The sequence below is a fragment of the Microbispora siamensis genome (assembly GCF_016863095.1).
GTDB lineage: Bacteria > Actinomycetota > Actinomycetes > Streptosporangiales > Streptosporangiaceae > Microbispora > Microbispora siamensis.
In genome coordinates this window covers 12,339-35,635 of sequence record NZ_BOOF01000019.1, presented here as the reverse complement: position 1 = coordinate 35,635, position 23,297 = coordinate 12,339, and the positions used below count along the sequence as shown (strand labels likewise).

The following is a 23,297-nucleotide window of genomic DNA, read 5'->3' as shown; positions in this document are numbered from 1 at the left end:
CGCACGGATCCGTCGTCGTCGAGAGCGGCATCCCGCGGTCCGGCCGCGTACGTCACCGCCAGAGTCGCCTCACGACCGTCCACGGCGGGCATTGGACGGTTATCGTCGGATTGTGGCAAGGCGATCATCAGACTGCCGGTGACCCGAGGAGGTCGCGTGCGCGACATGTCCCCACCCCTGCACATGCGACGGGACGGATTCCATCCCGCCCCCGAGCTCTCCGCACTGCGGAACGACGAGGGGGTCTCCCGGATCCGCACCGTGTTCGGCACCGACGCCTGGCTGGTCACCAGGTTCGAGGAAGTCCGTACGGTGCTGAGCCATCCCGAGCTGTACAGCAACGCGCTCGTGCCTCCGCTCCGGCCGCCCGGCGCACCGCCGCCCAGCGCGGAGGAGGTCGCCGAGATGCGCGCCGGCAACCTGCTCGGCTCCGACCCGCCCGAGCACACCCGGCTGCGCCGGATGCTCACGCCCCAGTTCACCGTCCGCCGGATGCGCCGGCTGGAGCCCAGAGTCCAGCAGATCGTCGACGACCATCTGGACGCCATGGAGCGCGGCGGACCGCCCGCCGATCTGGTGACGGATTTCGCCCTCCCGGTTCCCTCCCTGGTGATCTGCGAGCTGCTGGGCGTGCCGTACGCCGACCGGGCCGGCTTCCAGGACACGTCCAAGCGGATCCTGGACGTGTCCCTGTCTCCGGACGAACGCGCGGCCGCGGCGTCGGAGGCCCGGGCGTACATCGCAGGCCTGATCAAGACGATCCGGAAGGATCCCGGTGAGGACCTGCTCGGGATGCTCGTACGCGACCACGGCGACGAGTTGAGCGACGCCGAACTCTCCGGCATCGGCAGCCTGCTGCTGCTCGCCGGGCACGAGACCACGGCCAACATGCTGTCTCTGGGCACACTCGCCCTGCTGCGGCACCCCGGTCAGCTCACGCTGCTGCGCGACGAGCCGGACCGCGTGGACGCCGCCGTCGAGGAACTGCTGCGGTGGCTGAGCATCGTGCATTCCGGCACGGTCAAGATGACCACGACCGAGGTCCGGCTGGGCGGTCGGACCCTCGGCCCCGGCGAGACCGTGATCTGCTCCCTTCCCGCCGCCAACCGCGACCCGGGGCTGGTCTCGAACCCGGACGACCTTGACATCCGCCGGGATGTCAGCGGGCACGTCGCATTCGGACACGGCATCCATCACTGTCTCGGCGCTCCCCTGGCCCGCATGGAGATGCGGATCGCGTTCCCCGCCCTGCTGCACCGGTTCCCGGGCCTGCGGCCGGCGGGCGAGCCCCTGTTCCGCTCCTTCACCGTCGTGCACGGCCTGACCACGATGCCGGTCACCTGGTAGGCGTCCCGCCCAGGTAGTCGCCTTCATCGACGCTCATCGCGACGCCTTCGGTGTCGAGCCGATCTGCCAGGTGTTGCAGGTGGCCACGTCGACGTACTACGCGGCCAGGTCCCGCCCGCCCTCCGCGCGGGCGGTGCGCGATGCCCGGAAGGAACTCAACCGGCAGGGCATCGCCGTGGCCCGGTGCACCGTGGCCCGGCTGATGCTGCGCCTGGGGTTGCACGGTGCGGTCCGCGGCGACCACAAGCGGCCCACCACGATCGCCGAAGTACTCGCCGACCGGCCCGCCGACCTGGTCAAACGCGACTTCACCGCTCCGCCCCGAACCGGCTGTGGGTCGCCGACCTGACCTACATTCCCACCGCGGCGGGGTTCGTCTACCCGGCGCTGGTTATCAACGCGTACTCGCGCATGATCGTCGGCTGGCGGCTGGCCGATCACCTGCGTACTGGACGCCCTGGAGATGGCCATCTGACAACGCGGCGACGCAACCCGGCCTCCACGAAACTCGGCGCGGTTCACCTGCTTGCAGGTAGCGTGCCTGACTGCAGCGCCGTCAAAGCCGCCAGCCGTAGATGACGGAGGTGAACGCGCGGTTCTGCTCGTAGTTCGGACCGGGCCGCCGCGGCAAGACCATCCGATGTCCGCCGCCAGGCGACTGGGACCTGTTCATCGGCTGGATCCTCGCCGACCGGTACACGCGCGACACACCGGCGCACGCTCAGGCCCTGTCCCTCCGCCTGCCTTACGCGGCCAACCTCATGGTCGTTGCCATGCAGCACTCGAAAGAGCATGAGTATGATTCCGGGTATGAGCGGAGACCGGAAGGCGCGGATAACCATCACCGTGGACCCCGACGTCCTCGAATATGCCGAGCATCTCGTCGCCACCGGCAAGGCCACCAGCGTGGCCGCCGTCTTCAACGACGCCATCGCGGAAAAGCGCATCACTGACCAGCGTGCACTTGCCCTGCTGCGCGAACGCGCCCGGCAGGCCGACCCAGCGCGGGTGGCTCGCATGATGCGACACGTCAACCGCCAGCTCGCCGAACACGGGTTCCCGGCGGCACCAGGTGAGTGATTTCACTGCCACTCCCTACATCCTCGACACCAGCGTTCTCGCCGACGTCGCCCGCGGAGACGCCGACCTGATCGGCCTCCTGCAGGACTTCGACCGGGCAAGGCAACCGCTCATCGTCCCCGCGCTGGCCGCCTCCGGGGCGCTCCTCGACGGCCGCGGCACGCCGGACGCCCAGGCACTGCTCGCCGGCCTGGTCGCGTTCGAGCACGCCATCGTCGCCCCGCTGGACGGCATCGCCCAATCCGCCAAGGTTGTCGACATGATGTCCATCACCGGGCTCGACATCTATGACGCCCACGCCGCCGCCATCGCGGACGTGTCAGTCTGCCCGATCCTCACCCTGGACAGCGACAAATGGCAGCAGCCGTCCCACGCTCTGGACAACCCTCTGCACGTCATCGAGATCGCCGACCCCGACGAATAGCAGCCGACCTGCTCGACTACCTATTGCACGACCGCGCCCGGTCGTACGACTCCCGCAGCCCAGGAGAGTCGTAAGCATGGTTTATGCATATCTTGCTTTGCTGAACGCCTCGTGTTCAGCGACGCTGAAAGGTCTTCACGGGGAACCCACCGGTCTTTCGCTTCTGATCGACAGTGCGTGGGGCCACCTGCGGTGGCGGTATCTGAGCCAGGCGACCAGCGTGCTGTGCACGAACTCCGTCAGATGCTGCCGGTGTCCGCCGATCCTGAGGCGCTGGCGGGCCGGGTCGATGTCGTCGAGGGTGAGCTCGCGGATCGCCTTGGCGCGGGCGGCCGGCCAGGGCGATGACCAGCCGCTGGCCTGGTGTCACCGCGACGTGCTTGACCGCGGTGATCTATTCGTCGGTCATCGGCAGGAACGCGCGCCGTGGTGCTTGTCCGGCGCTGAGCCGGCGGGTCGGGTCGGCGAAGATCAGGCGGCGGCGTTTGGCGAACTGGAACAGTGACCGTAGCGAGGTGAAGGTGCCGGCCAGCAGGTGCCCGGTCAGAGCGTGCAACACGGCGGACACCTCGCGGAGGCGGGCGCCGGTAGGGGCCCAGGCGAGCAGATGCGGTCGGACGCGCCCGGCATACAGCGTCGCGTGTGACCGTGGCCGGGCGCGCTCGTCGCCCTCCGGCAGGACAAGCAGCCAGGCGCGGACCTCCTCCCGATAGCCCGCCGGGAGCGCGAGCACAGTTGCGTAGTGAGTCCTCACTACATAACATCGCGGTGTGAGTTCAGATGAGGCATCGCGGAAACGGGCGCCACGGCGCAGTGTCGAGGAACGGCGAGCGATGGTGGTTCAGGCAGCCATCCCGCTGCTGGTGGAGATCGGGCCATCCGTGACGACGCTGCAGATCGCGCGCGCCGCAGGGATCAGTGAGCCGACGATCTTCCGAGCGTTCACGGACAAGAACGAATTGCTGACGGCCTGCCTTGCCCACGTCTCCGATCCGGGCCACGTCGTGCAGGCGTTGGAGGCGATCGAGCCGACGATGCCCCTGCCGGAGCGTCTGGTCGCGGTCATCGAGACCATTCGCGCACAAGGAGAGCGGACCGGGGCGGTCGCGAACGCGGTCCGCCTGGCCGGGGCGGCCCGACCACGAACCCACGAGTCCATGTCGGAGGAGGAACGGGACCGGCTGTCCGAGAGTCGGAACTCCTCCTACGCCAGCCTGCACGCCGCAGTTGCTGCCGTCTTCGAACCCGACGCGGACGCGTTGCGCCTGCCGGTCGAGGACGTGGCCACGCTCGTGCTGGCCATCGTGATGGCCCTGGGCCGAGGCGGCAGCTGGGACACCGGGATCGCAAGTATCACCACCGACGGGCTGGCCGACCTCATCCTCCACGGCATCACAACACACCACCCGCCGTCCGCCGCCCCCTCACCGGGGGACTAGCACATCATGATCACTGCCGTCCGGGTGCCCGCCATCGCCCGGGATCGACATTTCCTCGCCCTATGGACAGCGCACAGCGTCTCGACCCTCGGCGACGCCCTGACCACACTGACCCTGATCCTGCTGATCACCGAACGGACCCACTCGGTCGCTGCCGTCGGCGGGCTAACCGTCATCATCGCCGTGCCCAGCATCGTGATCGGCCTGGTCTCCGGGGCCTATGTCGATCGTCACAACCGCCGCCGGACCATGATCGTCGCCGACGCCTCCCGAGCGGTCCTGCTGGCCGCCCTCGCGATACTCACTCTCGTCTCACCCGCCCTGCCCGCGCTCTATCTCATCGCATTACTCCAAGCGAGCGTGGGCACCTTCTTCAACCCCGCACGCGCCGGCCTGATGCAGATGATCGTGCCCGCCGACGAGCAGGTGCGCGCCAACTCGCTCATCCAGACCACCACGGTGATCGGCGAACTGGTCGGCACGACCCTCGCCGGCGTCCTGGTGGCCACTTCGCACACCTACTGGATCGCCTTCACGATCGACGCGGCGACCTTCGCGCTGTCAGGCGTCCTCATCGCGACGATCCGAGGCATCCACAGCACGCCTCCCGGACAGCAACAGACGACCTGGACAGCGATCGTCGACGGTATGCGCGCCGTCCGCTCCTCGCCCGCTCTCCGCGCGCTACTCCTGGTGTTCGGTGCACTCACCTTCGCGCTCAGCCCGATGGCCGTGCTGCTTGCCCCCTACATCGTCGACACCCTGCACGTCTCCACCGGATGGATCGGCGTGATCCAAGCCGGCGACACCGCAGGCAACATCGTCGGCGGAGCACTCGCCGCTGTAACCGCCAGACACCTCAAGCCACGCGGCCTGATCATCGCAGGAATGATGACGCTCGCGGCCTTGATCGCGTCGCTGACATGGGCTACCACAGTGGCCGCCCTCCTTATCGCCTACGTCGTGTTCGGCCTGCTCACCGTCACGATCCAAACGGGGATCGGCGCCCTGACCCAGACAGAGGTGGACAACGCTCTGATGGGCCGGTTCATCGGGCTGATGTCGATCACCCCTGGCGCCGTATCCGTGCTCGCCATGACCTTCGTCGGTTCACTGTGTGCCGCAGTGGGCATACGGACCGTCTTCCTGATCAGCGGCGGCAGTCTCGCCCTAGGCACAACCCTGGCCTGGCGTCAATTCCATCGCGCCACCCGGCAGGGCGCACAGCCACGGGCTCGAGAACGGCGACCCCTGACGTGACCGGGCGCCGGACACTGGATGAGCCCCAACCCGCGTCGCGCGTCGATCCACAGGTCTTGGCGGTTTCTCACGGGGGCCAGCTAAATCAATCGCCGAGCGCTTACGGTGGCCATGAATCATCGCCGAACCGATCCATTGGGCGCTCGGTCGGCGCGTCGTCCCCGGCGGCGCTCGTCCCCTGACACGTGGTCGCTCGAATCCGGTATTCGCAGCGCCGAAAACTTTTCGGACCTGTGGAAATTCCGGGCACCTCTGTCTGAAACTTTCCATGCGCGAGCCGCGTTTTTCCACGTTCTCCGCGAATTTCGGTGCGAGCCATTGACAGAGCCGGTCGCATTCATCACCGTACGCGGTTGTTAGCGTTCACAACATCGTGGTTCACACGCCCGGGAGCGCATTCGTGGTTGTTTCCGGGCGGTCGCGGTCGAACCGCGAAGTCGTGAACAACGGCGTCCGCAACGGAGGCATCAGATGCAGCAACGGCGATTACGCGCAGTCCTGACTCCCCTGGCCCTGGCCGCCTGCCTGACCGGCGCCGCCGCGGGGACCACGGTCGCGGCACACGCCGCCTCAGCCGCCTGCCAGGTCACCTACACCGTCGGTTCGCAGTGGAACGGCGGCTTCAGCGCCAATGTCGCGATCACGAACCTCGGTGATCCGGTCTCGGCCTGGACCCTGCGCTGGACCTTCGGCGCGGGGCAGACCGTCGGGCAGGCGTGGAACGCGAACGTGACCCAGAGCGGCAGTGCCGTGACCGCCGCCAACGTGGGCTGGAACGGCTCCCTGGCGACGGGCGCGAGCACCTCGTTCGGGTTCAACGGCAGCTGGAACAACACCAGCAACCCGGTGCCGGCCGGGTTCACGCTCAACGGCGTCGCCTGCACGGGCGGGACGACCGCCTCCCCCAGCGCGAGCCCGTCGGCGTCGCCTTCCAAGTCACCGTCTCCGTCGGCGTCACCCTCCAGGCCGCCGTCGCCGTCGCCGTCCGCGTCGCCCTCCCCCGTCACTCCCCCGGCGCGTACGGTGCGGGTCTTCTGGCTCAAGCCCTCCGACGTGGCGTACGACCAGCGATACCCGGACGGCATGGCCAAGGTCCTCCAGGAGGCGCAGCGCTTCTTCAAGCAGGAGCTGGGCAAGACGTTCACGCTGAACAGCCCGGTCGCCGAGGTCGTCAACGGCGACCAGCCGCGCAGCTGGTACGAGAACACCCCCAAGTGCGGTGACAAGTACTGGTGGGCGGTGTGCAACATGCAGGAGGAACTGCGCCGCAAGTTCGGCCTCGGCGCGCCCGACAGCCGGTGGATCAACGTCGGCGAGGTCAGTGCCGAAGGCGACGGCGCGGGTGGTGGCGGCGGCAACGGCTGGGTGATCCTCAGCGGCCACGACGCCGACGGCGCGGCCGGCCTCAACGGCCCGATGAACCGGTGGTACGGCGGCATGGTGCACGAACTGGGCCACGCGTTCGGCCTTCCCGACGCCACGTCCACCGACGGAACGTGCATGTCGGCGTCCCTCTACGACTACCCGAACTGTCACTTCAGTCAGGCGCAGAAGAACGCGATTCTCAACGGCCCGTACGGAAGCTTCCTGTCCTGAGGCTCCCAGCGGGCGGCGCGACCGGGCGGTCGCGCCGCCCGCGACGGCGTTCGATTAGCGGCACCGGCCGCGTTTCCTTTCGGGAGGCCGAAACAAAATCCGGTCCCTGTGGAAAATGAAATTTACAACACGGGTTCCACGTTTTCCCGGCTGCTGTGGTCGCACTCTTTCCAGGAATCCCGTGCGATGCCTATTGTTGCGTGCCCCTTTCCCCTCGACCAAAAAGGACATGGTGATGCGACCGACTCGGCTCTTCCTGGGAATGGTGTCCGTCCTCGTCCTGGGTACCACGCTCGCGTTCGGAACGGCGACCCCCGCCGGGGCCGCCGTCGCCTGCACGGTGACGTACGGCACCAACGACTGGGCGGCCGGCTCCGGCGGGGGCGGCTTCACCGCCTCCGTCACCATCCAGAACCTGGGCGACCCGGTGAACGGCTGGACGCTCGGCTTCACCTTCCCGAGCAGCGGTCAGAAGGTGACCGAGGGCTGGTCGGCGACCTGGTCGCAGAGCGGGCAGAACGTCACCGCCAAGAGCCTGGACTGGAACGCCGCCCTGGCCAGGGGCTCGTCGGTGAGCCTCGGCTTCAACGGCATGTGGTCGGGGAGCAACCCGAAGCCGTCGGCGTTCACCCTCAACGGCGCGGCCTGCACCGGCGTCGCGCAGTCCCCCACCCCCAGCGGCACGCCCAGCCCGTCCGTCACGCCGAGCCGCACCCCCTCGCCGTCCCCGTCCCCCACGCCGACCCGCTCGCCCAGCCCGTCGCCCACGCCGAGTCCGGGCGGGAACGCCTGGAATCCGCCGGCCAACCTCGTCACCCCGCTCAACGAGGTGTGGCGGCACGAGGAGACGACGTACACCGACCTCTACGGGTTCAAGAACTACATCTGGGACCAGATCATGGCGGGCCGCGGAAGCATCAACTACTGCGTCCGGTGGGACTCCTCCGCCACCGTGTCGGCCTCCCTGCGCGACCGCATCCAGGCGAGCCTCGCCCGCTCGTTCAACAAGTGGATCGACCAGCTCGAAGGCTGGAACGGCTGGCCGTATCCGGACGTGAACGTGAAGGTCGTCGGCTGGGCCGTACGGGACCGGAGCCAGTTGCAGTGGACCGACAACTCGGTCGACGTCTACGTGGGTGAGAACAACGAGGGCGCGCCGCAGTGCAGCCCGCCCTGCGGCCGGTTCTTCCACCAGAACGGCGACTACTCCGGCTGCCCGGGCGGCGCGGCGCACCACTACGACATGTCCCTGTGGCTCACCGCGGGCATGACCGGCGGCGCGGGCGGCGACTGGGGCCAGCGGATCGGCAGCGAGTATTACGTGGGCGCGCTCGACAGCGAGAACATCCACATCCTCCTGCACGAGATAGGCCACGGGTTCGGGCTCGACGACTTCTACGACTGGACGCCGACCGGCGTGTGCTGCTTCATCATGAACGCCGGCTCCGCGACGCAGATCACCGAGTTCGACAAGTGGATGCTGCGCGACTGGTGGCGTCACCTCAAGAGCCGCTACGGCTACTGACGCCGCCCGTGTGCCGAGGGACGGAAGCGGCCCTCCCGTCCCTCGGGCCGGGGGCCGGTCAGGCCCGCGGGGTGGCGAGGAGTTCCCGAGCCAGCCGCACCGCGCCGTCCACCGGGTCGGCGTCGAGCAGCATGAGGGGGAGGTCCGGGTGGCTCTTGCCCAGCGCGTCGGCCAGGGCGGTGAACAGCCGGGGTTGCGTGGTGAGCACCCCACCCGCCGCGACCACCGCCGTGGCGGACGCCCCACGGGAGACCAGCGTCTCGACCAGCTTCGCCAGCGCCCGTCCCCCCTCCTCGATGACCTGCAGCGCGACGCCCGACCCCTCCTGCGCCGCCCGAAAGACGACGGGAGCGTGACGGCCCCACTCCTCCGCACTGGGCGAGCGGGTCAGCGCGTGCGACAGCCCCGGCACCTCGTCGGTGTGGAAGGCCGCGAGCAGGCCCCGCGCCAGCTCGTCCGGCGGGAGGCCGGCGTCGTGCCGCAGGCAGGTGGCGCGCACGGCCTCGCGGACGAGCCCGGCGGCCGATCCCTCGTCGCCGAGCGCCCATCCCCAGCCCCCGGCGAGAAGCGGCTCGCCGTCGGGACCCGTGCCCGCGGCGACCGATCCCGTGCCGGCGATCACGCCGATCGCCCCCGGGACGCCGGCCGCGTACGGCAGCAGGTGGGCGTCGTTGACCACCCGCACCGGGACCGCGAGCCGCGCGCTCAGCAGGTCGCGCAACCTCCGGCACAGGGACGCGCTGTCGCACCCGTGCGCGCCCACGCCCAGGGCGTCGAACGGCACTCCCCACTCGCGCAGGTCCGACACCAGCCATTCGGCCAGGTCGTCCATGTCCGAGCCCAGGTCGCTGGGCACGACGCGGTCCGCGACGTGGCCCTCCTCCCCGGCCGCACGCCAGTGGGTCTTCGTCCCGCCCACGTCGACGCCGACGGCGATGCGGCTCATGCGGTCTCCGCGGCGAGGGTGTCCACCTTCGTGTCGTCCATCGAGAACAGGAACTCGCCCACCGGAACCTTCCGCGCGGCGGCCACCTTGACGACGAGCCGCTGGAGCACGGCGTTCTCGACGATCGCGCGGGCCACCGGGGCGAGGCGCGGGATCTCCACGTGCGGGACCTGCGCCGCGCACGGGCCCACGTAGAGAACCCGGTGGCCGGCCTCGGCCAGTTGCAGGGCCAGCGCCGCCTCGCGCTCGTCCCCGACGACGATGTGCGCGGTGCGGCCGGCCGACTCCATCGGCCCGTGGAGATACTGCCGGGTCTCGTACGCGGTGGCGGGAAGCCGGCAGGCCTCGCGCAGCATCAGCGCGCCCTCCTCGGCGGCGGTCAGCGACGCCCCGGCTCCGACGACGTCGGCGGCGACGCTCTCCGCGACACCCTCGACGAGGGCGTCCACGGTGTCCTCGGCCCGCCCGGCGGTCTCGTCCAGGTGGTCCGCCAGCGACCGCCAGACGTCGGCCGGCCCGCCGAGCGCCCACGTGTCGGCCAGCATCCCGAGCGCGGCGAGCGTGACGGTGAAACCGGAGGTGGACACCTTGGAATCGGGAACCGTCCCGCAGCTCAGCACGGTGCCCGCCAGTTCGGCCAGCGGAGACTCGGCGATGTTGACCACGGCCAGCCGCCGCGCCGCCTCCACCCCGCGCAGGGCGTCGATCGTCTCCGCGCTGCGTCCCGACTGGGACACCCCCGCCACCAGGTCGACGTCGGCGGCCGGGACGGACGCCGGGATCTCCCCGTATCCGGCCCTGCTCGCCCAGATGCCGTACGCGCGCAGTTGGTGAACGCAGGCCGCGAGCGCGGCGTGGCTGGCGCCCATGGCCACGAACAGCGGGCGGCGCGGCGCGGGCCAGGAGCCGGTGAGCTGCTCGCGCAGGGTGCGCACCGCGGAGGCCAGCGCCTCGGGCTGCCGGTCGAGCGCGTCGGACATGGAGATGTCGTGGGACATCGAACCTTCTCTCACAAGCGAGGGTTACTTGACGGCACCCGCGGCCAGCCCGCGGGTGATGTGCTTCTGGAAGATGAGCGCGATGAGCACCGGCGGCACGGCGGCGAGCAGGCCGCCCGCGGCCATCAGGCCGAAGTCGAGGCTGTAGCGGCCGGTGAACTCGGCCAGCGCCACGGGAACCGTCTTCGACGCCGGGGACGAGGTGAAGATGAGCGCGTAGAAGAACTCGTCCCACGCCATGAGGAACGCCAGGAGCCCGGCCGAGATCAGGCCCGGACGCGCCACCGGCAGCACCACCCGAATCAGCGCGCCGACCCGGCCGCACCCGTCGATGCGGGCGGCCTCCTCGAGTTCCGCCGGCAGGGCGCGGAAGTAGCCGGACAGCAGCCACAGGACGAAGGGCGTGGTGAAGGAGCAGTAGACCACGACGAGCGAGGTCCGCGTGTCGAGCAGGCCGAGCGCGGCGCCGGTCATGTACATGGGCACCACGAGGGCCAGCGGCGGCATCATGTACGTCAACATGAAGACGAACAGCACCAGCCTGCGCCCGGGGAACCGCAGCCGCGCGAACGCGTAGGCGCCGAGCACGCCGGTCACCAGGCTCACCGCGACGCTGCACCCGGCGACGACCAGCGAGTTGACCAGGGCCACCCGGAAGTCGCCGGCGACCCCGCCGGCCGCCTGGGTGAAGATCGCCGCGTAGCGGTCCAGCGTGGGCGAGTCCGGCCACAGGTCGGGCGGCTTGCCGAGCAGGCCGGCCTGCGGCGACACGCTGGCGAGCAGCAGCAGGGCGAACGGCCCGAGGACGACGACGGCCAGCAGCGCGCCGCACAGGTACATCGCGGGGCGGTAGAAGCGAGAGGGTCTCACGCCGTTCCCCCCGAGTCGGTACGGAGCATGCGCAGATACACCAGCGACAGCACGAAGATGAACAGCACGGTGAGGTAGGCGGCCGCGGAGCCGAGGCTGAACTCCTGGTTGGAGAACGCCTGCAGGTAGGTGTAGAAGGCGATCGTGGTGGTCCCGGAGTCGGGGCCGCCCCTGGTCATGATGTAGATGATGTCGAAGACCTTGAACGCCTCGATGGTGCGCAGCACCAGGACGACCGCGATCGCCGGTTTGAGCATCGGGATCGTGATGGACAGGAACCGGCGCACCGCCCCGGCGCCGTCCATGGCCGCCGCCTCGTACACGTCGTCGCCGATGGTCTGCATCGAGGCGAGCAGCAGGATCGCCACCAGGGGCGTGGTCTTCCAGGCGTCGACCAGCGCGACCACGAACAGCGCCTGCGTCGGGCCGCCGATCCAGTCCTTGTAGGAGTCGAGCAGGCCGAGGTGCATGAGGAGGCCGTTGAGCGCGCCGTACTCGGGGTGGAGGATCCACCGCCACATGTTGGCGCTGACGATGGTGGGCAGCGCCCAGGCCAGGACCACCAGGCTGCGGAAGAACCACTGACCGCGGATGCGCTGGTTGAGGAACTGCGCGAGCAGCAGGCCGACCACGAGTTCCACCGCCGTGGAGAAGACGGTGAACACCGCGGTGCGCCACACCGTGGCCCAGAACTCCGAGTTCGACAGCAGCGCCGTGTAGTTCGACAGCCCGGAGAACGTGAACTCGGTCTGCAGCGCCGAGGTGGCGTCGACGAGGCTGAGCACCAGCGTGCGGCCCATGGGATACAGGACGACGCCGAACACGACGATCATCGCCGGGGCCAGCAGCGCCAGGGCGAGCGGCCACTGGCGTTCGACTTTCCCCCGTCCGGGCCCGGCCGCAGGCGGCGCCGCGGCTGTGGGGCGTCGCGCTGTGAGGGACACGGTCAGCCCCCGATGATGTGGTTGACCTTGGCCGCGGCGTCGGACAGCGCCTGGGCCGCGGGTGTGCCGCCGACCAGGCAGGACTGCAGCCCGGCCTGGATCTCCTGGCTCACCGCGTTGTACTGCACGACCTGGGGGCGCTCGATCAGCGAGCCGTACTGGGCCTTGTCGGCCGCCACCAGCGGCGCCTGCGCCCCGCCCGTGAGCTTCGGGTCCTCGTAGGCGCTGTCCCACACCGGCAGCGACCTCTCGACGTACTGGAGCTGGTTCTCCTTCCCGCACAGGAAGGCGACGAGCTGCCACGCGGCGTCGGGGTGCTTGGAAGTCGCGGTGACCGACAGGCCCATCGACCCGTCGACCGCGGGCCCCTGACCGCCCGGCCCCTTGGGGCTGACCGCGGGCTTCAGCTCTCCGACGATCTTCGACTGCTTCGGGTCGTTGGACTCGCTGTACATGTAGTCCCAGTTCAGCGCGATCGCCGCGTCGCCCTGGACGACGACCTTCTTGACGTCGTCCTCCAGGAGCTTGGTCGAGGAGGGCGCGCTGAGCCCCTCGTCGAGCGTGCGCTTCATCCACTCCAGCGCCTGCAGCCCGCCCCCCTGGTGGAAGGCCGCCTTGCCCGCGTCGTCGAGGAAACGGCCGCCGAACGCGCCGAGGAGCTGCGCGTAGTCGCAGATCATCGCCTCGGCGTGCGCCCAGCTCCAGACGAGCGGATGCTCGACGACCTTCTTGGCCTTCAGCGTCCTGGCGGCCTCGAGCACGCCGTCCCAGGTCGCCATGGCCGACTCGTCGACTCCGGCGTCCTTCAGCATGCGGGTGTTGTAGAAGAAGAGCTTCCCGCCGGGGATCCACGGCATCCCGTACTTGCGGTCCTTGTACGTGACGGAGCCGAGCGTGCCGGGCAGGATGTCGTCCAGCCAGGCCTGCTGGTAGCGGTCGGTGACGTCGAGCAGCATGTTCTTGCTGGCCAGCTCCGCCGGCCAGATGCAGTCGATCAGCACGACGTCGTACGTGCCGGCCGGCGCCGAGATGACGATCTTGTCGTGCAGGGCCTCGTACGCGACGAAGGTCGGCTGGACCGTGATGTCCGGGTGGGCCTTCCGGAATGCCGCGAGCATGCCGCGGATGTCGTCTTCGCTGTAGCTGGCCTGCTTCATGAACAGGGCGTTCAGCGTGACGGGGCCCGAGGAGCCGCCGCTGCCGCGGGAAGGTCCGGACACGGCGCAACCGGGCAGGACCGCGGCCGCGCCGAGGACCAGCGGCAGGCTCAGGAGCCTCCGGCGTGAGATCGAGTGCATAACCAGCCTCCAGTTAGTTAGGTCATTTACCTAACGAAGTGGGCTAGGATATGTCAAGGGCAGGTACGAAAGGATCAAGTGGAGACGGGAGCTGCGGGGAGCCGGATGACATCACTGAGCACGAGCGCACGCGCGGTGCTGGCGGAGCTCACGCGGCGCGGCCGGGCCACCCGGCCCCAGATCAGCCAGGCCCTCGGCCTGTCCAAACCCACCGTCTCCACGGCGATGTCCGAGCTCGAGGAGCTCGGGCTCGTGCGGGAGGACGGCTCCGTCCAGGGGCACACCGGCCGGTCGGCGCTGCTGTGGCGCATCGGCGAGGGGGCCGGTCACGTGCTGGGCGTCGACGTCGGCGTCACCCGCACACGCATCCACGCGCACGCGCTGAGCGGCGAGCGGCTGCTGGGCGTCAGCCGCGACGTCACGTCCCCGGCGTCCCGGTCCGGCACGGCGGACCTCACGGCCAGCGCCGACGCCGCGGGCGCGCTCCTGCGCGAGACGCTGCCGCGGCTCGGCGACAGCGGGCCGCTGCGGCAGATCGTGATCGCGCTGCCGACCGTCGTGACCGACAGGGATCCCGCCGCCGCCTCGCAGTCGCCCGAGGTGCACGACATGCTTAAGGCGCTGTCCCTCCCCCAGGCCCCGCTGCTCCTGGAGAACAACGTCAACTGCGCGGCCGTCGCCGAGGGCAACCTCGGTGTGGCGCAGGGCGCCGCGCAGTTCGCGTACGTGCAGGCGGGTGTGCGGATAGGAGCGGCGCTGGTGCTCGGCGGGCGGCTGCTGCGGGGAGCGTCCGGCTGGGCCGGTGAGGTCGCCCACCTGCCCTTCCCCTGGGACGCCGGCCGGGAGCCCGTCCCCGAGGGCCTCGAACGCTTCCTCGGCGCCGAGGATCTGCTGCTGCGTACGGCGGCCGCGTGGCCGGCGTCGGAGGGAGAGCCGCCCACGAGCGCCGAGGAGCTGTTCCGGCGCGCCGGCGAGGGCTGCCCGCCGGCGCAGCGCGCCGTGACCGAGCACGCCACGCAGGTCGGGCGGCTGGTCGTCGCGGTCGTCGCGCTACTCGATCCCGGCCTGGTGGTGCTCGGTGGCGGGGTGGGCTCCAACCCGCTCCTCGTGCAGGGCGTCCAGGAGACACTGAGCACCCTGTCCATCCCCGTCGAGATCCGCCGGAGCGGCCTGGGAGCGACGGCCACCGTCGAGGGCGCCGCCGTGCTCGCCCGCGAGCAGGCCCTGCATCGGCTGATCCACGCCTGACCTCCCGCCCATGCCTCCGCTATCGCGGCGGCTGCGCCGGGACGCGTGAGGTGCGGCCGGCCGGGAGGCCGGCCGGCCGCGAGTGGCGGGCTACTTGCCGGGTTCGCCGACGAAGGTCAGGTAGCTGGAGTCGCCCCGGCCCGAAATGCCCGAATTGGGCCCGAGGACCACGCGACCCGCCGGCATCCGCTTCTCGAAGACGACGAGCGGCACGTCCTGGCGGTCGGCGGGGATCTCCCACTTCGACAGATCGCCCGAGAAGTCGTCGTCGAAGAGCACGGCGCCCTGGGGCGAGCTGACCTTGACGCTGTCGTACTCGCCGACGTCGCTGCCGCCGAGGTTGAAGCCGACCCGTCCGCGGGCGAAGGTGCCGTCGGTCCGGTCGTCGACCAGCTTGCCGTCGACGAAGGTGCGCAGGCGGTCGCCGATCGCCTCGATCCGCAGCGTGTACTCGTTCCCGGCCGCGGGCTCGATCGGGACGACCGAGCCGATGAGCGTGGAGCGGCCGTTGACCACCGTGCTCATGCGCAGCTGCCCGAGGCCGCCCGCGCTTCCGAGCGGGCCCCCGATGTTCCACACGTAGCCGTTGCTACGGTCCGGAGCCCGGAACATCACGCTCGCGCCCACCTGGATCTGGCGGACCTTCACCTCGATGATCTGGTCACCCCAGTCCGCCCCGGCACGCGAGAGGGTCGCTCCGCCGCCCGAGACCCGCAGCCGGCCGCCGTCGACGATCTCGGCCCTGCGCAGGAACTCGCGCTTGCCGACGGTCATGCCGGTCCGCGTGAAGCCCTGGTCGCGCAGCCAGGACGGCCACCAGGTGCCCTCGCCCCGCCCGTCGAAAGCGACGTACACGGGCGCGGGCCTGGTCAGGTCGAGCGTCAGGTAGTCGGCCGGGGCGTTCCGGGACGCGTCGCCGTTGGCTCCCCTGACCAGGGTCGATCCGGCGAGCTCGGAGGGAAGCGACGTGATCTGGTCGCTGCGGTCGACGTACGCCGCGACGCCCTCCTTCGCCGTCACGAGCGGGTGGAGCTTCTCTGGCGCGACGACGGACACGTCGTCGCTGCGGATCTGCGGCGTGGTCCGCGGGACACCGAGCGTCTGGACGCCCAGCCGCTTGACCGAGCTCGCCTGCCGGCCCTGGACCTGCTCGAACCGGAAGGAGCCGTGCGGCCGGTCGACCCGCTCCAGCACGTACGACTTCCCGGCCTCGACGCGCGCCGAGACGACGGCGTCACGGGTGGGAGTCACCACGGGCCTGCCTCCGGACCCGCCGTCCTCGACCAACCGCACCGGCGTCCCCGGCCAGGGGTTCTTGATCTTCAGGGTGTCCGTCGATCCGGCCTGGATGCCGACCAGGGTCGGCGTGCCCCGGCTCACCTGGGTGCTGACCCGGTGGCCCCCGTCGATCACGACCGTCCCGTCGACGGTCCAGTCGTCCGGCAGCGCGGTCGCGATCCGCACCGTCCCGTCGCCGGCCTGGACGAGGGCGTCCTGCAGGGCGTTGGCCACCACCGCGTTCCACGAGCTGTACATGTTGTGGATCGAGGCGGGGTCGTCGTTGCGGCCGTGCCCGGAGAAGCCGTTCGGGAACTTCTGCAGGTCCGCGGTGCCCTGGACGAGCAGCCGCTTCATGTCGGCGGCGCGACCGAGGTCGGCGGCCCAGACCGGCGACTCGTCCCACTCCCGGGTGAGCGGGAAGACGCGCTCCGCGAAGGTGTCCTGCATGACGGTGGAGTCGGGGCCGGCCAGTCCCCAGGGACTGAGCGGCTCCATGTCGGTGTTCTGGGTGTTCTTCGCCGGCTCGTTCGTGGCGGACCAGGCGTAGACCTTCTTGCCGTCGCGTGTGGTGGTGGGCAACTCGGGCAGCTTCCGCACCGCCGCGCGCAGCCGGCCGGCCAGGCCAGAGTCCCCGCGGGTGTCGGCGAGGCCGGCGATGACCGGGAACATGACCTTCATGCCCGCGAGGTCGGGCATGGGGTCCGTGGCGTCCCACTGGGTCTCGAACGAGTTGGCGTGTTCGAGGTGCAGGAGCCCGTCGTCACCTTCCTTCAGCAGGGAGAGGTAGAACTTCGCGACCTCGCTCATCAGGGGGTAACCCCGGTCCAGGACGGAGGCGTCGCCCGTGAACCGATACTGGCGCCACAGGTCGTGCGCCACTTCGAGGCCGCCGGTGAGGATCCTGTTCGTCCACGTGGGCGCGGCCCCGCCGACGCACCCGTCCGGTGTGCCGTCGAAGCGCAGCAGCTCGGGCACGCACACGCCGTCGGCGCCCGGCCAGTGGCTCTCGGTCCACGCCTTCATCTGCGCCAGATGCGAGGTGTAGAGGTTGAGGTAGGGCGCGTTGAAGCCGGCGGTCCCCGCTCCGTAGTTGGCGTTGACCTGCTGGCGCAGGTTGAAGTGGAACCAGGTCGAGGGCGAGACCGGCGTGTCCTGCCAGGGGTAGAGCATGTTGGCGGCGCCCGCCTGGCCCGTCGGCAGGTCGCCTCGCTGGGTGGCCGCCGTCGTGTAGAGCTGCTGGGCGCGAAGAGCCTCGAAGTACTCGCCGGTGCCGTCCGAGGATGTGATCTTCATCGGCGCGGCCTGCTTCCAGAAGCCGTGCCACCAGTCCAGGTGTGCCGCGTCGACCCGGTCCCGGGTCGCGCCCTCCACCGCCTGGCGGCCCGCCTCGCCGACGTCGCCGCCGGTGTACGAGGGGACCCCCACGACGATGCGATAACTGCCGTCGGCGCGTGGCGTGAAGGTCAGCCGGACCGTGTTCGCGTCGACCACCGCCGCGCTCACGTCACGAGCGTCGGCGGTGATGGCGGCCACGGCTCCGCTCTTCTTACCGGATGCGGAATCGGTGAAGGTCTCCGCGAGCGCGCCGATCCCGCCCTCGGCATAGGTGGCGGGGTTGCGCCCGTCCCAGAGGTCGAGGTCGGCGGTCTGCTCCTTTCCGGGCTCGGCGCCGGTGACCTCCAGCACGAGCTGATCGCGGTCGGCGCGGACGAACGTGCGCGCCGTCATGCCCCTCCCGCTCTGCTCGAGCACGGCGTCGGCCAGGTTCAACCGCCCCCGATAGTCGGGCGCGGCGGCGAGTTCGAAGAGCCCGGGAACGACGAGCCGGCCGGCCGACTTCAGGTCCGGGAACGTGTCGTTGCGGTTGAGCTGGGCGGTGAAGCCGTCCTGCGACCACACCGCCGCACCGAGATGGCCGTTCCCCAGGGGCATGCTCTGGTAGTCGCGCCAGGCCGGGCCCTCGATCACCAGGTCGGAGCGCGACACCACGGCGGCGGTGTCCACCTGGAACGCCCCGTCTCGCCACGCTGAAGTGGTCTTCTGATCCGCGGTCGAGGCCGCCGGCGCGGCGCCCAGGGCGGGAGGGCCGGCCGCGACGGCCGCCGTCACGGCGACCGCGACCGCCATCGTGGTCAGCGCCTTGCCCATGAGGCACCATCCTTGAAGTCAATCGTTTGACTAGTGAGCGTCATGGGAGCATGATTGTCGATCAAACGTTTGACTGCAAGAGTCACCTCTTTGCGGCCTCGCACAAGAGGCGGATCTCACCCGGCCGGACACCCTGGGATGCCGCGGTCCGGCACGGGGACCGGCTCACCCACCGATGGCCGGGGCGCCGATCCCCCGCACGTCATCGGCCCTGGTCATGGGTGGGGTCACCGGCGCGGTCCCGGGTCTGGCCCCCGATGTGGTCACGGGTGCGGTCCCGGACCGCGGTCGACACGCTCAGCCGGACGGCGTGGTCGAGCACGCCGTGGTCGTAGGCGGTCTCGGCGTGCAGCGCCAGATCGACACCGGTCACCTCGTCCTCCTCGCTCACGCGGAAACCCATCAGCCGGTGGATCAGCTTGCCGATCCCGTAGGTGACCGCGAAGGCGTACAGCGCGACCACGGGGACCGCGATCGCCTGCTTGCCAAGCTGGCCCAGGCCGCCGCCGTACAGCAGACCTCGCGGACCGTCGGCGCCGGTGAGCGCGCGGGTCGCCAGCAGCCCGATGAGCAGGGTGCCGACGATGCCCCCGACCAGATGCACGCCCACCACGTCGAGGGAGTCGTCGTAGCCGTGCCGGAACTTCCAGCCGACCGCCTGCGAGCAGATCATGCCCGCGGCCAGGCCGATCACCAGGGCGCCCAGCACGTCGACCGAGCCGCACGACGGTGTGATGGCGACCAGCCCGGCCACGACGCCCGAGGCGACCCCGAACGTGGTGGGGTGGCCGTCGCGGCGCTGCTCCACCAGCAGCCAGCCCAGCAGGCCGGTGCATCCCGCGGCCAGGGTGTTGAGGAAGACGGCGGCGGCGGTGCCGTCCGCGGCCAGCGCGGAGCCGGCGTTGAACCCGAACCAGCCGAACCACAGCAGCCCGGCGCCGAGCAGCACCAGGGGCAGGTTGTGCGGCCGCATGGCCTCGGCCTTGAACCCGATCCGCGGCCCGAGCACCAGCGCCAGGGCGAGGCCGGAGGCCCCCGAGGTGATCTCCACGACCAGGCCGCCCGCGTAGTCGAGAGTGCCCATGTCGTGGATCCAGCCGCCGGGGCCCCACACCCAGTGGGCGATGGGCGCGTAGACCACGAGCGCCCACACCGGGACGAAGACCATCCAGGCCGAGAAGCGGGCCCGGTCGGCGATGGCGCCGCTGATCAGTGCCGCGGTGATGACGGCGAAGGTGAGCTGGAACGTCGCGAACAGCAGCGTCGGCACCTGCCCGGTGACCGATCGGGTGGTGATGTCGTGCAGCCCCACGTGGGCCAGGCCGCCGATCAGTCCGCCGATGTCGGGGCCGAACGCCAGGCTGTAACCGGCGGCCAGCCAGACGAGGGTGACCAGGGCGATCGAGACGAAGCTCATCATGATCATGTTGAGCACGCTCTTGGCCCGGACCATCCCTCCGTAGAAGAAGGCCAGGCCCGGCGTCATCAGCAGAACGAGCGCGGTGCAGGCCAGGAGCCAGGCGGTGGCGCCGCCATCGATCTTCACCGGCATGTCATCGCCTCACACTCCTCAGGATGGCCGTCGGCAGGTTCCGCCACGGGCGCACCATGAGACTCACCGTTGGCCGTTTCATGGCGTATTCGGGAGTGTTACTGCGATGTTTCTTATTGCGAGGGCGTTACCGGCCCCTCACCACGTCTGCCGGACCGTCGGTTTCGCCAGGGCCTCCTCCCCCGGTCGTGGATCGAGGGAGGAGGCCCTTCCGACGTCCGATGTGGAGCGTCCGTCAGGCCACCGAGGTGGGGAACCGCTCCCAGACGCGGTGGGCGGCCATCAGCCGCTGCACGGCGGTGAAGACCTCCGTCGCGGAGTCACCGGAGACCACGCCCGGTGTGCCGGAGACTCCGGCCTGTGCGAGCAGCTTCGCGCCCGCGCCCCAGGCGCCGATCGCCTTGGCGTGCCACCAGCACTCCTCGATCATGAGCGTCACCCGCGGGTCGACCGCGGCGGTGTCGCCGGCGCCCGCCTTTGCGTCGCGCGCGGGCAGCGCGTCGGGGGCCGGCGCCGGCGCGGCCGCCACCAGCAGGGCGTCGAACTCGATCGACCGGGCGGTGGCGAAGGTCCGCTGCACGGGCATGTCGCCCAGCATGCCGCCGTGCGGTGCGATCAGCAGCGGCACCATGCCGGCGGCGAACACGGCCCTGCGCAGGTCGCGTACGCCGTCGAGGTCGGCGCCGTCGTCCACGACGATGCCGACGATGCGGCCGTCGGACGGCCACTCCTTGCCCACCTGCGAGAGCGCGGGGCTCGGCGCCGGGTCGGCGAGCGGCAGGGCCGGCTCGGGCGCGGGAAGGCCCAGCCCGGTGGCGACCTCCCGGCAGAGGACCGGGTCGATGTTCGCCAGGCACTGGAGCTGACGCTCCTTGATCGCCTGCTCGTAGCACTTGCCCAGCTCGAAGGTGTATGCGCGGATGATGTGCTCCTTCTCCACCGGTGACATGCTCAGCCAGAACAGGCGGGCCTGGCTGAAGTGGTCGTCGAAGGACACCGGGTTCGCGCGGACCTTCCTCGCCCGGGCGACCTCGACCGGTGTGTCGACGAACGCGTTCTCGGCGTCGCCGGCGACGAACGGGTTGCCGCCGTCCAGGGAGTTCGGCCGGTACGGCGCGACCCCGGCGTGCACGGCGTGCTGGTGGAAGCCGTCCCGGAACATGTCGTTGACCGGGCAGTGCGGCCGGTTGACCGGGATCTGCGCGAAGTTCGGGCCGCCCAGCCGGGTGATCTGCGTGTCGAGATAGGAGAACAGCCGTGCCTGCAGCAACGGGTCGTTGGTGACGTCGATGCCCGGCGGCAGGTGGCCGGGGTGGAAGGCGACCTGCTCGACCTCGGCGAAGAAGTTCGTGGGCGTCCGGTTGAGCGTCATCCTCCCGATGGGCTGCACCGGCGCGAGCTCCTCGGGCACGATCTTGGTCGGGTCGAGCAGGTCGATGCCCTCGAAGGTCTGGTCGGCGGTGTCGGGGAACACCTGGATGCCGAGTTCCCACTCGGGGTAGGCGCCGGCCTCGATCGCGTCGTACAGGTCGCGGCGGTGGAAGTCCGGGTCCATCCCGCCGAGCATCTGCGCCTCTTCCCAGGTCAGGGAGTGCACCCCGAGCTTGGGCTTCCAGTGGAACTTGACCAGCACCGTCTCCCCGGCCTCGTTGACCAGCCGGAAGGTGTGGACGCCGAAGCCCTCCATCATCCGGAAGGAACGCGGGATCCCGCGGTCGGACATGTTCCACATGGTGTGGTGCTGCGCCTCGGTGTGCAGGGAGACGAAGTCCCAGAACGTGTCGTGCGCGCTCTGCGCCTGGGGGATCTCCCTGTCCGGGTGCGGCTTGCCCGCGTGGATGACGTCGGGGAACTTGATGCCGTCCTGGATGAAGAACACCGGGATGTTGTTGGCGACGAGGTCGAAGGTGCCCTCGTCGGTGTAGAACTTCGTGGCGAAGCCGCGGGTGTCGCGGACCGTGTCGGCCGATCCGCGCGACCCGAGGACGGTGGAGAACCGCACGAAGACGTCGGTCTTCTTCCCCTTCTTGAGGAAGCCGGCCCTGGTCACCGCCGAGGCGGTGCCGTACGCCTCGAACACGCCGTGCGCGCCGGCGCCTCGGGCGTGGACGACGCGCTCGGGGATGCGCTCGTGGTCGAAGTGCGTGATCTTCTCGCGCAGGTGGTGGTCCTGCAGTAGGGTCGGGCCGCGCTCGCCCGCCTTCAGCGAGTGGTCGGTGTCGCGCAGCCGCGCCCCCTGCGCGGTGGTGAGGTGGGCGCCCTGCTGGCCCTTGGACGTGGCGGGCGCGCCGGTCTCCGCTCCGGTTGGCGTGACGGTCGCGGGAGCGCCCTGTTCCTTCTTCGGCGGCAGCGGGTCGCGTGGCGTCGTCGGCTCCTCGACGGTCGCCGGGGCGCTGCCCGGCGAGCCGGGAACGTCCGGCGTCAGGAAGTCGGCCACCTTCTCGGCGGCGTTCTCCACGACGTCCTTGACGGCCTTGGCAGGCTTGCTGGCATCCATTCGGCGAGTTCCTCCGTGGAGCGGTACGGGCACGTCCGCGCCGCAGTACCCGCAGGTAGGAGACCGAAACATGCGCCCGCGTCGCCGGACGCCCCGGTGGTCGTGCGCCGCGGGCGTCATGCCTCCCGGATGCTGACGGCGGCGCGGTGGTGGCGGGGTGCCTCGACCTCGTCGAGCAGCGCGATCGCGAAGTCCGCGTACGTGATCCGGCTGGCCATGTCGCCGTGATCGGCGAGCAGATACCGGCCGGCGGGCCTGCCGTCATGGTCGAAGTCGCCCGCTGGCGCCACGTACGCCCAGTCCAGGTCGCAGGTCCGAAGCTCCTCGAGGCCTGCGGCGTGGCCGAGGGAGAAGGCGCGGTACTCGTTGGGGTAGCCGGGCTCGTCCATCAGGGGAGCACCGGACGCCCCGGGCAGGACCGATGCGAGACCGACCACCACCAGGCGGGGTACGCCCGCCTTCTCCAGGCCGGTGGACAGGGCGCGAGCCGACGCGGTGAAGAAGTCGTGCGGTGACACGGACAGGTCCGCGGCGGCGCTGATGGCCGCGTCATGCCCGGCGGCCGCGCGCTCGACGCTCACCGGGTCCGTGACGTCGCCCGCCACCACCCGCACGTCGCCCAGGTCGCCGTGGCCTGCGGGGTCGCGCACCACGGCGGTGACCTGGTGACCACGCCGGCGCGCCTCCGCGACCGCCTGCCGCCCGGCCCGGCCACCCGCTCCGAAGATCACGATGTTCATGGCGAACCACCTCTCACCAGATGGCCGGAGCCCGTGTGCCCGGCCGATGCCCGGACGCTATCCGGAGCCGCGGTTACCGCCGGGATACCGGTTATCGTGAGGCC

General features: G+C 70.4%; 20 protein-coding genes. 10 read left to right on the top strand and 10 right to left on the bottom strand.

The window, feature by feature from the left end; translation table 11 throughout:
* The first annotated feature begins 165 nt into the window (after positions 1-165).
* From Msi02_RS18335 to Msi02_RS18320, 5 genes are all read left to right on the top strand, one after another.
* The gene (locus Msi02_RS18335) at positions 166-1,347 is read left to right on the top strand and encodes a cytochrome P450 (RefSeq protein ID WP_239108501.1); all 1,182 of its coding nucleotides are present in this window, start codon (positions 166-168) and stop codon (positions 1,345-1,347) included.
* Between the two features lie 79 nt (positions 1,348-1,426).
* Positions 1,427-1,696, top strand: a complete 270-nt coding sequence (locus tag Msi02_RS44550; protein ID WP_204049496.1) for an IS3 family transposase — start codon at positions 1,427-1,429, stop codon at positions 1,694-1,696.
* A complete protein-coding gene (locus tag Msi02_RS44545) occupies positions 1,678-1,926 on the top strand; it encodes a hypothetical protein (protein WP_373308280.1) in 249 nt (82 codons plus the stop codon). Before Msi02_RS44550 ends, Msi02_RS44545 begins: the two co-directional genes overlap by 19 nt.
* A 231-nt stretch (positions 1,927-2,157) precedes the next feature.
* A complete protein-coding gene (locus Msi02_RS18325; RefSeq protein ID WP_079314846.1) occupies positions 2,158-2,427 on the top strand; it encodes a hypothetical protein in 270 nt (89 codons plus the stop codon).
* Positions 2,420-2,851 carry a PIN domain-containing protein gene (locus Msi02_RS18320; RefSeq protein WP_204049495.1) on the top strand — a complete coding sequence of 144 codons (432 nt, stop codon included), beginning with the start codon at positions 2,420-2,422 and terminating at the stop codon, positions 2,849-2,851. Before Msi02_RS18325 ends, Msi02_RS18320 begins: the two co-directional genes overlap by 8 nt.
* A gap of 394 nt (positions 2,852-3,245) precedes the next feature.
* On the opposite strand, the gene Msi02_RS18315 is transcribed toward Msi02_RS18320, so the two are convergent.
* Entirely contained in the window at positions 3,246-3,605 is a 360-nt protein-coding gene (locus Msi02_RS18315; RefSeq protein WP_204049494.1) for a hypothetical protein, read from the bottom strand.
* Between the two features lie 16 nt (positions 3,606-3,621).
* On the opposite strand from Msi02_RS18315, the gene Msi02_RS18310 reads away from it, so the two are divergent.
* From Msi02_RS18310 to Msi02_RS18295, 4 genes are all read left to right on the top strand, one after another.
* Positions 3,622-4,290, top strand: a complete 669-nt coding sequence (locus tag Msi02_RS18310; protein ID WP_204049493.1) for a TetR/AcrR family transcriptional regulator — start codon at positions 3,622-3,624, stop codon at positions 4,288-4,290.
* A gap of 6 nt (positions 4,291-4,296) precedes the next feature.
* Positions 4,297-5,550, top strand: a complete 1,254-nt coding sequence (locus Msi02_RS18305; protein WP_204049492.1) for an MFS transporter — start codon at positions 4,297-4,299, stop codon at positions 5,548-5,550.
* A 471-nt stretch (positions 5,551-6,021) separates the two neighbouring features.
* Positions 6,022-7,146: a cellulose-binding domain-containing protein gene (locus tag Msi02_RS18300; protein ID WP_204049491.1), complete on the top strand. Its 1,125-nt coding sequence runs from the start codon at positions 6,022-6,024 to the stop codon at positions 7,144-7,146.
* Between the two features lie 235 nt (positions 7,147-7,381).
* Positions 7,382-8,671: a cellulose-binding domain-containing protein gene (locus tag Msi02_RS18295; protein ID WP_239108489.1), complete on the top strand. Its 1,290-nt coding sequence runs from the start codon at positions 7,382-7,384 to the stop codon at positions 8,669-8,671.
* Between the two features lie 58 nt (positions 8,672-8,729).
* On the opposite strand, the gene Msi02_RS18290 is transcribed toward Msi02_RS18295, so the two are convergent.
* The 5 genes from Msi02_RS18290 to Msi02_RS18270 are packed head-to-tail and all read right to left on the bottom strand — an operon-like array spanning position 8,730 to position 13,727.
* Positions 8,730-9,617, bottom strand: a complete 888-nt coding sequence (locus Msi02_RS18290; protein ID WP_204049489.1) for an N-acetylglucosamine kinase — start codon at positions 9,615-9,617, stop codon at positions 8,730-8,732.
* A complete protein-coding gene (locus Msi02_RS18285; protein WP_204049488.1) occupies positions 9,614-10,615 on the bottom strand; it encodes an SIS domain-containing protein in 1,002 nt (333 codons plus the stop codon). Before Msi02_RS18285 ends, Msi02_RS18290 begins: the two co-directional genes overlap by 4 nt.
* Positions 10,616-10,639: 24 nt before the next feature.
* Positions 10,640-11,485 carry a carbohydrate ABC transporter permease gene (locus tag Msi02_RS18280; protein WP_204049487.1) on the bottom strand — a complete coding sequence of 282 codons (846 nt, stop codon included), beginning with the start codon at positions 11,483-11,485 and terminating at the stop codon, positions 10,640-10,642.
* Positions 11,482-12,429, bottom strand: a complete 948-nt coding sequence (locus Msi02_RS18275; RefSeq protein ID WP_204049486.1) for a carbohydrate ABC transporter permease — start codon at positions 12,427-12,429, stop codon at positions 11,482-11,484. The genes Msi02_RS18280 and Msi02_RS18275 overlap by 4 nt, the downstream gene beginning before the upstream one ends.
* Before the next feature lie 2 nt (positions 12,430-12,431).
* Positions 12,432-13,727, bottom strand: a complete 1,296-nt coding sequence (locus tag Msi02_RS18270) for an ABC transporter substrate-binding protein (protein WP_204049485.1) — start codon at positions 13,725-13,727, stop codon at positions 12,432-12,434.
* Positions 13,728-13,832: 105 nt separating this feature from the next.
* Here Msi02_RS18270 and Msi02_RS18265 point away from each other — a divergent pair, with 105 nt between their 5' ends.
* Positions 13,833-14,975 carry an ROK family transcriptional regulator gene (locus Msi02_RS18265; RefSeq protein WP_204049484.1) on the top strand — a complete coding sequence of 381 codons (1,143 nt, stop codon included), beginning with the start codon at positions 13,833-13,835 and terminating at the stop codon, positions 14,973-14,975.
* Between the two features lie 90 nt (positions 14,976-15,065).
* Here the strand turns inward: Msi02_RS18265 and Msi02_RS18260 are convergent, their stop codons facing one another.
* From Msi02_RS18260 to Msi02_RS18245, 4 genes are all read right to left on the bottom strand, one after another.
* Positions 15,066-18,404, bottom strand: a complete 3,339-nt coding sequence (locus tag Msi02_RS18260; RefSeq protein ID WP_204049483.1) for a glycosyl hydrolase family 95 catalytic domain-containing protein — start codon at positions 18,402-18,404, stop codon at positions 15,066-15,068.
* Positions 18,405-18,606: 202 nt separating this feature from the next.
* A complete protein-coding gene (locus tag Msi02_RS18255) occupies positions 18,607-19,956 on the bottom strand; it encodes an ammonium transporter (protein WP_204049482.1) in 1,350 nt (449 codons plus the stop codon).
* A 235-nt stretch (positions 19,957-20,191) separates the two neighbouring features.
* The gene (locus Msi02_RS18250; RefSeq protein ID WP_204049481.1) at positions 20,192-22,453 is read right to left on the bottom strand and encodes a catalase; all 2,262 of its coding nucleotides are present in this window, start codon (positions 22,451-22,453) and stop codon (positions 20,192-20,194) included.
* Between the two features lie 116 nt (positions 22,454-22,569).
* Complete coding sequence (locus tag Msi02_RS18245) at positions 22,570-23,193, bottom strand: NAD(P)-dependent oxidoreductase (RefSeq protein ID WP_204049480.1); 624 nt, start codon at positions 23,191-23,193, stop codon at positions 22,570-22,572.
* Positions 23,194-23,297 lie beyond the last annotated feature (104 nt).

Excerpts from the sequence above, each read along its gene's own strand:
- Msi02_RS18335 (WP_239108501.1), top strand. The coding sequence starts at position 166 with ATGTCCCCACCCCTGCACATGCGACGGGACGGATTCCATCCCGCCCCC.
- Msi02_RS18325 (WP_079314846.1), top strand. The coding sequence starts at position 2,158 with ATGAGCGGAGACCGGAAGGCGCGGATAACCATCACCGTGGACCCCGAC.
- Msi02_RS18305 (WP_204049492.1), top strand. The coding sequence starts at position 4,297 with ATGATCACTGCCGTCCGGGTGCCCGCCATCGCCCGGGATCGACATTTC.
- Msi02_RS18300 (WP_204049491.1), top strand. The coding sequence starts at position 6,022 with ATGCAGCAACGGCGATTACGCGCAGTCCTGACTCCCCTGGCCCTGGCC.
- Msi02_RS18295 (WP_239108489.1), top strand. The coding sequence starts at position 7,382 with ATGCGACCGACTCGGCTCTTCCTGGGAATGGTGTCCGTCCTCGTCCTG.
- Msi02_RS18290 (WP_204049489.1), bottom strand. The coding sequence starts at position 9,617 with ATGAGCCGCATCGCCGTCGGCGTCGACGTGGGCGGGACGAAGACCCAC.
- Msi02_RS18285 (WP_204049488.1), bottom strand. The coding sequence starts at position 10,615 with ATGTCCCACGACATCTCCATGTCCGACGCGCTCGACCGGCAGCCCGAG.
- Msi02_RS18270 (WP_204049485.1), bottom strand. The coding sequence starts at position 13,727 with ATGCACTCGATCTCACGCCGGAGGCTCCTGAGCCTGCCGCTGGTCCTC.
- Msi02_RS18265 (WP_204049484.1), top strand. The coding sequence starts at position 13,833 with ATGACATCACTGAGCACGAGCGCACGCGCGGTGCTGGCGGAGCTCACG.
- Msi02_RS18260 (WP_204049483.1), bottom strand. The coding sequence starts at position 18,404 with ATGGGCAAGGCGCTGACCACGATGGCGGTCGCGGTCGCCGTGACGGCG.
- Msi02_RS18255 (WP_204049482.1), bottom strand. The coding sequence starts at position 19,956 with ATGCCGGTGAAGATCGATGGCGGCGCCACCGCCTGGCTCCTGGCCTGC.
- Msi02_RS18250 (WP_204049481.1), bottom strand. The coding sequence starts at position 22,453 with ATGGATGCCAGCAAGCCTGCCAAGGCCGTCAAGGACGTCGTGGAGAAC.
- Msi02_RS18245 (WP_204049480.1), bottom strand. The coding sequence starts at position 23,193 with ATGAACATCGTGATCTTCGGAGCGGGTGGCCGGGCCGGGCGGCAGGCG.